The sequence below is a fragment of the Pseudomonas meliae genome (assembly GCF_001400515.1).
In the GTDB taxonomy this organism is placed as follows: Bacteria; Pseudomonadota; Gammaproteobacteria; order Pseudomonadales; family Pseudomonadaceae; genus Aquipseudomonas; species Aquipseudomonas amygdali.
In genome coordinates this window covers 1-12,109 of record NZ_LJQT01000330.1, presented here as the reverse complement: position 1 = coordinate 12,109, position 12,109 = coordinate 1, and the positions used below count along the sequence as shown (strand labels likewise).

General features: G+C 58.2%; 11 protein-coding genes and 1 pseudogene. 4 read left to right on the top strand and 8 right to left on the bottom strand.

Features of this window, described 5'->3' with window-relative positions:
* Positions 1-66: 66 nt before the first annotated feature.
* From ALO64_RS15535 to ALO64_RS15525, 3 genes and pseudogenes are all read left to right on the top strand, one after another.
* Positions 67-526 (top strand): annotated as a pseudogene (locus ALO64_RS15535) (YkvA family protein).
* Positions 527-626: 100 nt separating this feature from the next.
* Complete coding sequence (locus ALO64_RS15530) at positions 627-968, top strand: helix-turn-helix domain-containing protein (RefSeq protein WP_044345125.1); 342 nt, start codon at positions 627-629, stop codon at positions 966-968.
* On the top strand, positions 965-1,336 hold the full coding sequence (locus ALO64_RS15525; RefSeq protein WP_002552638.1) for a hypothetical protein: 372 nt from the start codon (positions 965-967) through the stop codon (positions 1,334-1,336). The genes ALO64_RS15530 and ALO64_RS15525 overlap by 4 nt, the downstream gene beginning before the upstream one ends.
* Positions 1,337-1,472: 136 nt before the next feature.
* On the opposite strand, the gene ALO64_RS15520 is transcribed toward ALO64_RS15525, so the two are convergent.
* Positions 1,473-3,245, bottom strand: a complete 1,773-nt coding sequence (locus ALO64_RS15520; protein WP_044345129.1) for a bifunctional diguanylate cyclase/phosphodiesterase — start codon at positions 3,243-3,245, stop codon at positions 1,473-1,475.
* Positions 3,246-3,362: 117 nt separating this feature from the next.
* Positions 3,363-5,444, bottom strand: coding sequence for a carboxy terminal-processing peptidase (locus ALO64_RS15515; protein ID WP_174517448.1), 2,082 nt, complete (start codon positions 5,442-5,444; stop codon positions 3,363-3,365).
* 138 nt (positions 5,445-5,582) lie between these two features.
* Between ALO64_RS15515 and ALO64_RS15510 the strand changes: the two genes are divergently transcribed.
* Positions 5,583-6,545 (top strand): NAD(P)H-quinone oxidoreductase, encoded by a 963-nt coding sequence (locus ALO64_RS15510; protein ID WP_044317741.1) that lies wholly within the window; start codon positions 5,583-5,585, stop codon positions 6,543-6,545.
* Between the two features lie 19 nt (positions 6,546-6,564).
* Here ALO64_RS15510 and ALO64_RS15505 read toward each other — a convergent pair whose 3' ends face one another.
* The 6 genes from ALO64_RS15505 to ALO64_RS15480 form a co-directional block, all read right to left on the bottom strand.
* Positions 6,565-7,218: an HAD family hydrolase gene (locus ALO64_RS15505; protein WP_002552642.1), complete on the bottom strand. Its 654-nt coding sequence runs from the start codon at positions 7,216-7,218 to the stop codon at positions 6,565-6,567.
* A gap of 110 nt (positions 7,219-7,328) precedes the next feature.
* Entirely contained in the window at positions 7,329-8,318 is a 990-nt protein-coding gene (locus ALO64_RS15500; RefSeq protein WP_002552643.1) for an ABC transporter ATP-binding protein, read from the bottom strand.
* Position 8,319: 1 nt separating this feature from the next.
* Positions 8,320-9,117, bottom strand: coding sequence for an ABC transporter permease (locus ALO64_RS15495; protein WP_002552644.1), 798 nt, complete (start codon positions 9,115-9,117; stop codon positions 8,320-8,322).
* The gene (locus tag ALO64_RS15490) at positions 9,104-9,946 is read right to left on the bottom strand and encodes an ABC transporter permease (RefSeq protein WP_002552645.1); all 843 of its coding nucleotides are present in this window, start codon (positions 9,944-9,946) and stop codon (positions 9,104-9,106) included. Before ALO64_RS15490 ends, ALO64_RS15495 begins: the two co-directional genes overlap by 14 nt.
* A complete protein-coding gene (locus tag ALO64_RS15485) occupies positions 9,943-10,749 on the bottom strand; it encodes an alkaline phosphatase family protein (RefSeq protein ID WP_044321053.1) in 807 nt (268 codons plus the stop codon). Before ALO64_RS15485 ends, ALO64_RS15490 begins: the two co-directional genes overlap by 4 nt.
* Positions 10,750-10,827: 78 nt before the next feature.
* Complete coding sequence (locus tag ALO64_RS15480; RefSeq protein ID WP_002552647.1) at positions 10,828-11,895, bottom strand: ABC transporter substrate-binding protein; 1,068 nt, start codon at positions 11,893-11,895, stop codon at positions 10,828-10,830.
* Positions 11,896-12,109: the final 214 nt, after the last annotated feature.

Sequence of the window (12,109 nt, the reverse complement as noted above, 5' to 3'; positions counted from 1 at the left end):
ACCCGGGGCGGTTCAGTTCGTCGGATCTGCTTTTATCGAAAGACATTTTGCTGAACGGGAGTGGGTATGAAAGCGCCGTGGAATTTTATTCGTTATCTGCCCGGAGCCCGGAGCCCGGCGTCTGCTGGCAGCGGGGCGACTGCCAGGGTTGTTGTTTGCAGTCGCACGCAAGGGCAACAGTAAAGGTAATCGTCTGGGCAAGCTCAAGGACGATCTGCGTTTGCTCCAGGCCTTGTGTCTGGCTTACTGGCGTGGTGAGTACCGAAGCATCAGTCCTAAAGCCATTTTGTCCATTGTCGCGGGCCTGATGTATTTCCTCAGCCCGCTGGACGCTATTCCTGACTGGATTCCAGGGTTGGGTATGTTCGATGACATCGCAGTGCTGGCTTGGGTCACCAAGCACTTGAGCGACGAACTGGATGCTTTTCGTGCATGGCGCGAGCAGCAATCGCCCGAGAAACTCATCGTGGTCGAGCAGTTGCCCAAGACTCAGGCGCTGTTGGAGAAAGAGCGGGGTAAGGTGTAAGTCTCACCGATTGAACACAAGCCATAGCGTTCCGCTGTTAAGATGCCAGCCTATGAATCAAGCCTGATCAGTGTGCGGTCGTATAGTACAAGGTGACTCTATGGATCTTCAAGTGATATCCCGTGACGGTGAGCCGGAATATGCAGTGCTGCCCTGGGCTCAGTACCAGGCACTGCTGAAGGCTGCCGGGTTGGTCGGCAAGCCGCGCCAGGAACCGGTTGTATCGACTTCCGGCATCGCTGCCGGTGAGCTTCCAGGGTTCGATGAGTTGCGGGCACTGCGCGAGTCCAAAGGTCTTGAAGTGGCCAGCCTGGCGCGTACGGTCGGCATCAGTCCGTCTTATCTGGAGTTGATCGAGAATGGTACTCGTCAGCCGGATGCTGCAATAAAGCGCAGCCTGGCGTGGGAGCTTGGAGTGCCGGGCTGGCGAGGCGAGTCGTGAGCGTGCGCATCAGCCGTCAGCATTGGGACGGCCTGCTCAATGAGCTCGATCAGGCGCGCCGCCAGCGTCATCTGCTGACCTATCGCGCGTTGGTCGAGCGTTTGCAATTGCCCAGTCCGGCCATGCAGACCCTGACCGCAGCCCTGGAGCATCTGGCCGCCATGGACGCCCGCGCGGAACAGCCTTTGCGCAGCTCGCTGGTGATCAGCCAGGGCGCAAGCCGCTTGCCGCGCCCAGGTTTTTTTGAATGCGCAGAGCGTCTCGGACGCTTCTCTGGCCCGTCAGATGGCGTCGCCGCCGCTTCGTGGCACGCCGCCGAAGTGGTTCGGGTGTTTGAATACAGCTACCCGGAAGTGGAGGTGCAGTAGCGATTCGGCCCCCGAATCTTCAGTGGCTGTATCGACCCCTTCGTGAGTAATGCGGATCGCCGCCCGGTCACTCCCACAACAGCGAACCTGAGGGAGCGAGCTTGCTCGCGAAGTCGCACGTTCGGCTCATTTACCCTCACGCTTGTACCAATAAATCCAGCCGCGTCGAATCGATCACATGAATGCTCGCGCCAGCAACGTCCTTGGCGAAATGTTTGGCTTGTGAGGCCAGGTCTGCCAGCTGGCTGGCATCGACCAGCGTGCAGCTTTCTTCGTGCAGATGCACTACGCCAATCGACAGCGATAACAACGGGAATTCCTGACGCTGCCCCTGTCGGTTGAGGGCGATGAAGCAACCGGCTTCCAGATGCTCCGCGCGGTAGAAACGTCGGCATTGATTCTGGAAATCATCCAGCAGGGTTTTCAGGCGGCGCTCCCAATCCTCAATGCCCAGCACCATCAGAAAATCATCCCCGCCAATGTGTCCGACAAAGTCTCTGCTTGGGTCGATACGGTCGTTCAGACACTGCGCGAGACACAGCAGCACTTCATCGCCACGGGCGTAGCCGTAGATGTCGTTGAAAGGCTTGAAGCTGTCAATGTCCACATAGCAGATCACCGATTCGCGGCCCTGTTGCAGCAGACGCGTCAGGCATTGCTGTATCGGAACATTGCCGGGCAGCAGGGTCAGCGGGTTAGCGTAACGTGCCTGCTGGATTTTCATCTCGGTAATCAGCTTCAGAACATCGATTACCCGTCCCAGGCCCAGATAGGTACCGTTGGAGGTGATGATGAAATCCTCTTCGATGCGCTGCCGGGCTCGGCTGGTTAACAGTCGGCTGACCTGTTGCAGTGACTGGCTGACTTCCACGGCCAGAAAGTCATCACTCATCAGGCGGCTGATTGGCTTGCGGGCAAACAGTTCAGTACCAAAGGGCTTGAGCAGTGCCTCGGACAATGAATGCCTATGGACGATGCCGCAGGGCCTGGCCTCGTCGTCCAGCACGGCCAGCGAATTGAGATTGGCCTGCCTGCGAAACGCTTCCAGCACCTCAGCTGTGGGCGTGGACTGGCTGACTGATGGTTGCGGGTTGAGCAGGGCAGAAAGGTCTGCCGCTTCTTCGTTCAACGGCGCGCTGGTGGTCTCTGCCTTGGGCAGCATGGCGCGGGTGTCGCGTGGCGGGCGCTCTTGCGGACGGGCAAGCAGATAGCCCTGAACCAGATCCACGCCCATGTCCTTCAGCGCCGCCAGCTCTTCGGGCAATTCGATGCCTTCAGCAATCACGGTCGCTCTGGAAGCCTTGGCCATCTGCAGCATCGAGCCAACGAACTCGCGCTTCACCGCATCCTGGTGAATTCCGTCGATGAAGTGCCGATCGATTTTCACGTAGTCCGGGCGCAGCTCCGACCAGAGTCGCAAGCTCGAATAACCGGCACCCAGATCATCCAGCGCGGTGGAGAAGCCCATGTCGCGGTAGTGGTGCAGCGCGTTGTACAACAGGTCGAAATCATCGGTGGGCATCTGCTCGGTCAGTTCGATGACTACATCCTTGGGCGCGATTTGATAACGGCGCAGCATTTCCAGGGTGCGGCCCGGTGGATGAGACGTTTCGAGCAGCGATTCGGGAGAGACGTTGAGAAACAGCTTGCCCGGCAACTTCTGCTGGCTGAAACGCCGGCAGGCGCTGTCACGGCAACTCAGTTCCAGCTCACTCAGGCGGCCTGCCTGTCGAGCGATGGAAAACAGGTTCAGGGGCGAATGCAACGCGCTGTTGGACGGTCCGCGGGTCAAGGCTTCATAACCCAGAATGCGACGTTCCGATAGCGACACGATGGGCTGGAACAAGCTGTGCAAATCACCACGAGCCAGAATTGAACTCAGTGTGCTCAACTGCTCGGTTAGGGTCATGGTCGTCTCGAAGAGAATAAAAAAGGGCTGAGCGCTTGCGCGTTCAGCCCCGTATTTCACGACAGCTTCATGACTGTTTGATGACGTTGAAGCTAAATGGCCATCAATGAGTCTGTCTTATTTTTTTGCCACAGCGGCGCTTAGCCCCAGATAGTCGATCAGAATACGCCCGGTCTCTGCCAGGTAGGCATCGTCCTCGGGTTTGGTTTTCTCGTCTTCCACCGGCAGCGCGTCTTCGTCTTCCTTCTTCAACTCTTTGAGCGGCTCTTCACCCTTGGCCTTGCGGCGGGTGTTTTCCAGCGCGAGCTGTTTGCTTTCGATGGACGCATGCTCTGCACGACGGTCGGCTTCATTGAGGCTGACCGTTTTTTCGTTCATCAGCTTCTTGGCCAGCGCCAGACGGTCTTCAATGAACACGAACTCGGCGTCTTTCGCCGAACGTGCTTCATGACGCGCCTGCAACTGCGCCAGGAACGGCTTGAACGGGTCGATTGCCGGCTTGATCGCCGGTTTGATGCTGTCCCACGGCATGGCCTCGGGCAGCGCGCTCTCACCGATTTCCTTGGTATCGATCAGCGACGGGTAAGTGATGTCCGGCACTACACCCTGATGCTGGGTGCTCTGACCGGAAACCCGGTAGAACTTGGCCAGTGTCAGCTTCAGTTCGCCATGATTGAGCGGCTGAATGGTCTGCACGGTACCCTTGCCGAAGGTCTGGACACCGATCACCAGCGCACGGTGATAATCCTGCATCGCGCCAGCGAAAATCTCAGATGCCGAAGCGGACAGGCGGTTGACCAGCAAGGCCATAGGGCCTTTGTAGAACGCGCCTTTGGCTTCGTCTTCCAGCACATCGACCTTGCCGTCGGCGTTACGCACCAGCACGGTCGGGCCCTTGTCGATGAACAGACTGGTCAGCTCGGTCGCTTCCTGCAACGAACCGCCACCATTGTTACGCAGATCCAGTACCACGCCATCGACCTTCTCGGCCTGCAGCTCGGTAAGCAGTTTCTTTACGTCACGGGTGGTGCTCTTGTATTCCGGATCGCCAGCACGGTAGGCCTTGAAGTCCAGATAGAACGCAGGGATGTCGATGACCCCGAGTTTGTAGTCCTTGCCATCCTGTTTGAGGTGCAGGATCGACTTCTTGGCCGCCTGTTCTTCGAGTTTCACCGCTTCACGGGTGATGGCGACAATCTTGCTGGTCTGGTCATTCGGCGCATTGCTGGCCGGGATGATTTCCAGACGGACCACGGAACCTTTCGGACCGCGGATCAGCTTGACGACTTCATCCAGACGCCAGCCGATCACGTCGACCATTTCCTTGTCGCCCTGGGCAACGGCCACGATCTTGTCGGTCGGCGCGACCTGCTTGGTTTTGGCCGCAGGTCCTGCCGGGACCAGACGCACGATTTTCACGTTGTCGTTATCGCTCTGCAACACAGCGCCGATGCCTTCCAGCGACAGGCTCATGTTGATGTCGAAGTTTTCCGCGCTGTCAGGCGACAGGTAGTTGGTGTGCGGGTCATAAGACATGGCGAACGTGTTGATGTAGGCCTGGAAGATATCTTCTGCGCGAGTCTGGTTCAGACGGGCCTGCTGATTCTTGTAGCGCTTGGTCAGGGTTTCCTGGATCTTCGCCGGGTCCTTGCCTGCGATCTTCAGGCGCAGGACTTCATCTTTTATGCGCTTGCGCCATAGCTCGTCGAGCTCGGCAGTGTCCTTGGGCCATGCGGCGTCCTTGCGGTCCACCAGCAGGGTTTCCTTGGTATTGAAGTCAAGCTTGTCAACGCCCTTGCTCAACTCAGCCAGCGCGAAGTCCAGACGCGCCTTGATGCGGTCCAGGTAGCGCTTGTAGATAGTGAAACCCGGATTCAGGTCGCCACTTTTGAGGAAGTCGTCGAACTGGAACTGCCATTTGTCGAATTCGGCAATGTCGCTGGCCATGAAATAGCTGCGCGAGGGGTCCAGTTGCTTGATGTAGCTCTGGTAAATAATCGCTGAACGCTTGTCGTCCAGGGGCGGCTTGCTGTAGTGATGTCGTTTGAGCAGCTCAACCACGTTGAGGCTGGCAATCACTTCGTCGCGGTCCGGCTGAAGATTATCCCAGCTGTTGGCGGCAAAGGTACTGGCTGACATCGGCAAAACGCTAAGGCCGACAAACAGTGCGAGGGCAGTGCTGGGGAATAATTGCTTCATGCTGATTCGACGCGAGGACAATTGATAACGCATATTAGGCCGTCTTTGAGGTCGCCGGTTCCTTCGGACCCGGCCGCATAATGCAAAAGCCCGGGCAAAACAGCCACGGGCTCAGTCTGGACTCACTATGGAGGCACCGTGAAGGCGTTGCAAGGCGTTGAAGGACATGTGGAATGGGTCGAGGAGCCGAGTCCGGCCCTTGATGTGGGGCAGGTACGTATCAAAGTGGCTGCGGCAGGTTTGAATCGAGCCGATCTGTTACAGCGCGAGGGCAAGTATCCGCCGCCGCCCGGGGTCACTCAAACGCTCGGTCTGGAGTGCTCGGGTGTGATCGCCGAAGTGGGTCCGGGCACGTCCTGGGTGGTCGGAGACCGCGTCTGCGCGCTGTTGGCGGGCGGGGCGATGGCTGAAGAAGTGGTGGTCGACGGGCGACATGTACTGCCAGTTCCAGAAGGGCTGTCGCTGCATGAGGCCGCCGCCATCCCTGAGGTGTATGCCACCGCGTGGCTCAATCTGTTTCAGCTGGCAGGCCTCAAGCCGGGTGAAAAAGTGTTGTTGCACGCAGGCGCAAGTGGGGTTGGTTCAGCCGGTATTCAGCTTTGCAAAGCGTTCGGCAACCCGGTCTGGGTCAGTGTCGGTTCGACCGAGCGTCTGGCCTATTGCGTCGAACTGGGAGCACAGGGGGGCGTAGTACGTAGCGAAAGTCTTGAAGGCCTGAACGATTTTGCACCGTTCAACGTCATTCTCGACCCGGTGGGCGCAAGCTACGCCGAACTCAACGTCAAACTGCTGGCTCTGGACGGTCGCTGGGTGCTGATCGGTATCATGAGCGGGCGCGAGGCGCAGGTGGATCTGGCGCACGTGCTGGGCAAACGTATCCAGTTGATGGGTTCGACCCTGCGCAGTCGCGATGACACATTCAAGGCCGACCTGCTCAGCGACCTGGGCCAGCACGTCTGGCCGCTGTTCGCTGAAGGCCGCCTCAAGCCGCAACTGGCGAAATCCTTTGCGATCAAGGATGCCGACGCTGCGTTCGAAGAGCTGGCGACCAACACGGTATCCGGCAAGATCGTGCTGGTCATCGACGAAAGCCTGGTCTGACCCGTCGGTGCCTCTGGACTCAGCTCCAGTCGTGCACCGGCCAGCCTGCTTTCTGCGCGTGTTCCAGTAACACGGCATCGGGGTTGACCACATTGGGGTGGTCAACCTTGAGCAGCAGCGGCAGGTCATTGCGTGAATCCGAGTAGAAGCTCGCCCCTTCAAGGTTTTCCCCTTCGGCGTCCAGCCACTCCATCAGGCGCGTAATCTTGCCTTCCCGATAGGTCAGCACGCCGACCGTGGCACCGCTGTACACGCCATGTTGCACGTCCAGTTCGATACCCAGCACTTCGTCGATCCCGAGGCGTTCTGCGATGGGTTTTACCAAGTGCACACCTGACGCCGAGATCACCAGAATCCGGTCGCCTTTGGCGCGATGCTGAGCAATACATTTGCAGGCGTCGCTGTAGATGATCGGCTCGATGACGTCCTCAACCCACGGGCCTACCAGATGATCGATTTCTTCAGGCGTACGGCCAGCCATGGGTTCAAGGCTGAACGCCATGTAGTCTTCCATTGCCAGCTCGCCTGCGCTGTAGGCGGCCATCAGTTCGTCGTTGCGCTGCATGAACGAGGTTGAGTCGACCCAGCCCAGGCGACCCATCTGCTCGCTCCAGAGCGTGGCACAGTCGCCGCCGATCAGGGTCTCGTCCAGGTCGAAAATTGCCAGGGGCATGTGCGTTTCTCCTAAAAGTCTGTTGAATCAGCTGTCAGCTTCACGCTTGGCGTCTTGATCGGCAAGCGTGTGGCGTTATCCGTGCAGAACAAAATCAGTTCAGAGCACGGTTAGTTCAGAGCACAGAGCGCCGACGGTTCGATGTTCAGTGTTACACGCCTTCCATCCGGGTGCAGGTCGTCGGCGCTGCGGTTCAGTACGTCGACCACCAGTTCCACGCCGCGGGCCTGTATCCGGTAGCGGATGACGTTGCCGAGCAGACTGTGACTGCGTACTTCGCCTTCCAGTTCGCCGGTCAGGCTCAATTGGATCGATTCAGGGCGAATCGCAATGCGGCTGGTGATCGGGCGTTGCATCAGACGTGTGGCGTCTTCGGCTTCCAGCAGGTTGTAGTTGCCGATGAAACCCGCAGCGAACACGTCAACCGGAGCGGTGTAAAGGGTTTCTGCGTCACCACTCTGCACGATCCGGCCTTCGTTCATCAGGAAGATGCGGTCGGACATGGTCAGCGCCTCCTCCTGATCGTGGGTCACGAAGATCGTGGTAAGGCCCAGCTCGCGCTGAATGGCGCGAATCTGCTCACGCAGGTTTTTGCGAATTCGCGCATCCAGTGCCGACAGCGGCTCATCAAGCAACAGCAGGCGTGGGCGAGTGACCAGCGAGCGCGCCAGAGCCACGCGCTGGCATTGCCCGCCGGATAACTGATGCGGATAACGCGTGGCAAAGTCGTGCAGCTCGACCATGCGCAGAATATCGGCAACGCGCTTTTCGCTGTCGGCCGCACTGACTTTCTGAATTCGCAGGCCAAACGCGACGTTTTGCTCGACGGTCATGTTGGGAAACAGCGCGTAGCTCTGGAACACCATGCCGATGTTGCGTTTTTGTGGTGTGAGCGGCACCAGGTCAGTGCCATCAAGCAGGATGCGCCCGCTATTGACTGGCGTCAGCCCGGCAATGCAGCGCAATAACGTGGACTTGCCACAGCCGGACGGGCCGAGCAAGGTGACAAACTCGCCTTTCGTGATACTGCAGTTGATGTCGCTGAACACTGACGTGCTGGCATAGCTTTTCTGCAGGTTTTCAATGCTGACAAAACTCATTTCAGTCTTTGTCCTTGTTCAGTCGATTGGCGGCCCAGGTCAGCACCAGCACGAAGAGGAAATAGGAAATCACCAGCGCGCTGTTGAAGTGACCGCTGCTGTTGCGCATGTTGTTCAGGTAGACCTGCAAGGTTTCATAGCGGGTGCCGACCAGCAGGTTGGCGAACACGAATTCGCCAAACAGGAACGAGAACGACAGCAGCAGGGCAATCATCAAGCCCTTGCGCAGGTTAGGCAGCACGACCATGAAAGCCGCCTGCCAGGTGCTGGCGCCGAGCAACTGGGCGGCATCCATCAGGTCCGTGAGGTTGATGGCCTGCAGGTTATTGGTGATGGCGCGGTACATGAAAGGCAGGGCAACAGTGAAATAGCAGCCGATCAGAATCCACGGCGTGCCGACCATGGCCATGGGGCCGGAGCCATAGAGTTGCAGCAGGCCGACCGACGAGACCACGGGAGGCACGGCGAACGGCAGCAGGATCAGGATGTTCATCAGCCCGTCGAGGCGCGGGAAGTAGTAATGGACGACAAACAGCAGCGGCAGAATCAGCACCACCGAGAGTATCAACGCGCCGACGCATACCAGTAGTGACTGGCCGAACGCCGCCAGAAAACGCGGATCGCTCCACAGCGCCACGTACCACTTGAAGGTCAGGCCACTGGGCAGAATGGTCGCCGACCAACTGGTGGAAATCGAGTACAGAAAGGTCCCGGCCAGCGGTAATAACAGGATCAGGAACAGCAGGTAAACCACGGTTTTGTGGTAAATGCCCGCAGGCCGTCGTTCAGCGCGCGACATGGTAGCTCCTCTTCAACAGCCACTGATGGACGACTGTGACCAGAGTCATGAGGCCGACCAGAATCATCGCCAGAGCGCTGGCCATGTTCGGGTCCAGAGTGATATCGCCTGCCACCATCGCGGCAATGCGGATCGGCAGCACGTTGAAATTGCCGGTGGTCAGGGCGTACACCGTGGCATACGCGCCCAGCGCGTTGGCCAGCAGAATCACGAACGTACCGAGCAGCGCAGGGGTCAGGACCGGCAGGCCGATATAGCGCCAGAATTGATAACTGCTGGCACCCAATAGCGCCGCCGACTCGTTCCAGTCCTCGCGCACCGCGTCAAATGCCGGGTAGAGCAGCAGCACGCCAAGCGGGATCTGGAAGTAGGTGTAGAGGATGATCAACCCGGTCTTGGAGTACAGGTTGAAGTCATCAATGATCCCGGTTTGCTTGAGGATCAGGGTCAATGCGCCGTTGAAACCCAGCAGAATGATGAATGCGAACGCCAATGGAACGCCGGCAAAGTTGCTGGTCATGTTGGCGAACGAATTGACGAAATCGCGCAGCCGCGAGTCTACCTTGCGCAGCGAATAGGCACCCAGCACAGAGATGATGATGCCGAACAGGCTCGACCAGAAGCTGATCTCCAGGCTGTACTGGATCGCCTGCCGATAGAACTTCGAGCTGAACGCTTTGGTGAAGTTTTCCCAGCCCCAACCGGCGTCGCTTTGCAGGCTGTGAATCGCCACCCAGAGCAGCGGCGCAATCTGAAACACAATGAAGAACACGGCAAAGGGCACCAGGCACAACAGCCCCAGCCACTTGCCTCGGGAAAATCGGGTCAATTGAGCATCTCCCGGCAGACCGGTTTGTCGTGATGTATGCCGAGCAATTCGCAGATGGTGCCGCACAGGTCGGTCTGGCGTGGCGCTGCATGGACATTCAGGCTGAACGCATCACCCAGCACGAACAGCGGCACTTCGCGTTCTTCCGGCAGCAGGCCATTGTGCGAGCGGTCGTTGTTCATGCCGTGGTCGGCGGTCACCAGCACTTGATAACCCGCGTCCAGCCAGCGTTTAAGGTAGTCAGCCAGAATGATGTCGGCATTGCGGGCGGTGTTGCGATATTGCGCAGTGTCGAGGCCGTGCTTGTGCCCGGCGTCGTCGATGTTCATGGGGTGAATCAGCAGAAAGTTCGGTGCATGTTTCAGGCGCAGGCTTTCAGCGTCGGCGAACAGGTGCGAGTCCGGGTAGTGATCGGCCCAGTAGAACAGCCCGTGCTGAATGGGTAGTTCCGTTGCCTCGGTATGACGATCGCGTGCCGTGTCGAACGGCGTGCGGTTATACAGCTCGCTGAACCAGTGATAGGCCGCCGCTGCAGTGGTCAGGCCGGCGTCACGAGCGTAGTGAAAGACGCTGCGCTGGTTAGACAGGCGGGAAACGTTGTTATGCACGATGCCGCTGTCGATAGGCGCGACCCCGGTCAATATGCATTCGTACAGGGGGCGGGAGAGGGCGGGTAGCTCGCATTCCAGCTTGTAGAGCGCGGCACGGCCAGCATCATGCCAGGCTTGAAGATGGCCCATTGCGTGGCGCGCCACGTCGTAGTTGAGGCCATCGAGCACGATCAGGATGACGTTGTGTTTCATGGGCGACTCGCTTTAAAAGAACGGGCGAGTCTGGCTCGCCCGATGTACACGACTTCATCCCTGAGCCGCAGGAGAGAATCAGTTCATCTCGATGATGACCTGCTCGTTCCACTTCTGAGGCAGCGCTTTGGAGGTTTTTTCCCAGGCATCTGCGTCCTTGATCGGCTTGGCATTGAGGTATTGCTCATGCGGCAGCAACTGGGCTTTCACGTCGTCTGGCAGCTTGATGTGTTCAACGCGAATCGGACGCGCATTGCCTTTGGCCAGGTTGATCTGACCGGCATCGCTGAAGGTGTATTCACGCGCCAGTTTGGCGGCGTTCGGGTGCTTGGCGTATTTGTTGATGATGGTGGTGTAGCCGGAAACCACCGAACCGTCCGAAGGGATCAGCACCACGTAGTCATCCGGTTTGGCCATCTTGGCTTTGTAGTTGAGACCGTTGAAGTCCCAGACCACGCCGACTTCGATTTCTCCTTTTTCGATGGTTTGAATGGTCGGGTTGGCCAGTGACAGGCGTTTCTGCTTGGCCAGGTCGGTGAACAGTGCCAGGCCTGGCTCGATGTTGCTTTCGTCGCCTTTCATGGCAATGGCTGCGGCCAGTACACCATTGGTTGCTTGCGCAGCAGTGCTTACATCACCAATGGAAACCTTGTATTTACCGGTTTTCAGGTCGGCCCAGCTTTTCGGTATTTCAGAGCCGTGCAACAGGTTCTTGTTGACGATAAAGGCGATGGTGCCGGTATAGGCCAGCGCCCAATGGCCGTCTTTGTCCTTGGCCCAGTCCGGAATCTGCTCCCAAGTGGTTGGCTTGTAAGGCTGGGTCACGCCTTTGGCGACGGCTATAGGGCCGAACGCGGCACCCACGTCGCCGATGTCACCGCTGGCGTTGTCTTTCTCCGCATCGAATTTGGCGATCTCCTGGGCCGAACTCATGTCGGTGTCCATGTGCTTGAGGCCGTATTTGGTTTCCAGGTCTTTCCAGATGCCACCCCAGTTAGCCCAGTCATCCGGCATGCCGAGACTATTGACCGCACCTTCAGCCTTGGCCGCAGCCTCCAGCGTTTTAAGGTCTGTGTCCGCAGCCATGACCAGCGAACTCATTGCCATGGCTGAACCGAGGAGTGATGCCAACAAAAGATGTTTCATTCGGAGCTCCTAGTGCACTTCTTGCAAGAAGTGTTCGTTTCGGATTGTTTGGTCTAGATCAGCAATACCTGAGCCAAGTTAGGCTTTTTGCATGACATTTTCGTGTCGTGTTCAGTGCCAGAAGCTGTTTTTAACGTGGTTCGGCAGTGCCTGGCGCTAAGCGTAGACCATGGGATCGTGCTTGCTTTTCAACGGCTAAGGATTCTCCGATCAA

Excerpts from the sequence above, each read along its gene's own strand:
- ALO64_RS15495 (WP_002552644.1), bottom strand. The coding sequence starts at position 9,117 with ATGTCGCGCGCTGAACGACGGCCTGCGGGCATTTACCACAAAACCGTG.
- ALO64_RS15500 (WP_002552643.1), bottom strand. The coding sequence starts at position 8,318 with ATGAGTTTTGTCAGCATTGAAAACCTGCAGAAAAGCTATGCCAGCACG.
- ALO64_RS15480 (WP_002552647.1), bottom strand. The coding sequence starts at position 11,895 with ATGAAACATCTTTTGTTGGCATCACTCCTCGGTTCAGCCATGGCAATG.
- ALO64_RS15485 (WP_044321053.1), bottom strand. The coding sequence starts at position 10,749 with ATGAAACACAACGTCATCCTGATCGTGCTCGATGGCCTCAACTACGAC.
- ALO64_RS15505 (WP_002552642.1), bottom strand. The coding sequence starts at position 7,218 with ATGCCCCTGGCAATTTTCGACCTGGACGAGACCCTGATCGGCGGCGAC.
- ALO64_RS15530 (WP_044345125.1), top strand. The coding sequence starts at position 627 with ATGGATCTTCAAGTGATATCCCGTGACGGTGAGCCGGAATATGCAGTG.
- ALO64_RS15515 (WP_174517448.1), bottom strand. The coding sequence starts at position 5,444 with ATGAAGCAATTATTCCCCAGCACTGCCCTCGCACTGTTTGTCGGCCTT.
- ALO64_RS15520 (WP_044345129.1), bottom strand. The coding sequence starts at position 3,245 with ATGACCCTAACCGAGCAGTTGAGCACACTGAGTTCAATTCTGGCTCGT.